The organism is Enterovibrio qingdaonensis, from assembly GCF_028683135.1.
Classification (GTDB): Bacteria; Pseudomonadota; Gammaproteobacteria; order Enterobacterales; family Vibrionaceae; genus Enterovibrio; species Enterovibrio qingdaonensis.
The window spans coordinates 1-509 of the sequence record NZ_JAJUBB010000074.1; the positions used below are offsets into that span (position 1 = coordinate 1).

1 pseudogene is annotated in these 509 nt (G+C 54.8%); it reads left to right on the plus strand.

Annotated elements, in window-relative coordinates:
- Positions 1-509 (plus strand): annotated as a pseudogene (locus LRP49_RS25175) (transketolase); the annotation flags it as partial.

Sequence of the window (509 nt, forward strand, 5' to 3'; positions counted from 1 at the left end):
CACCCAGCATTTGAAATCCCTGCCGACGTTTACGGCGCATGGGATGCAAAAGAAGCAGGCGCAGCAAAAGAAGCGGATTGGAATGCGAAATTTGACGCATACGCAGCTGCATACCCAGCAGAAGCGGCGGAGCTTAAGCGTCGTCTGAACGGCGACCTGCCAGCTGAGTGGGAAGCGAAAGCGAGCCAAATCATTGCTGATCTGCAAGCGAACCCAGCAAACATTGCATCACGTAAAGCGTCACAAAACGCGCTTGAAGCGTTTGGTGCGATGCTGCCAGAATTCATGGGCGGCTCTGCGGACCTTGCACCGTCAAACCTGACCATGTGGTCTGGTTCGAAAGCTGTAACAGCGGATGACGCATCAGGCAACTACATCCACTACGGTGTGCGTGAGTTCGGTATGACCGCGATCATCAACGGTATCGCACTGCACGGTGGTTTTGTTCCTTACGGCGCGACCTTCCTGATGTTCATGGAGTACGCGCGTAACGCAATGCGCATGGCTGC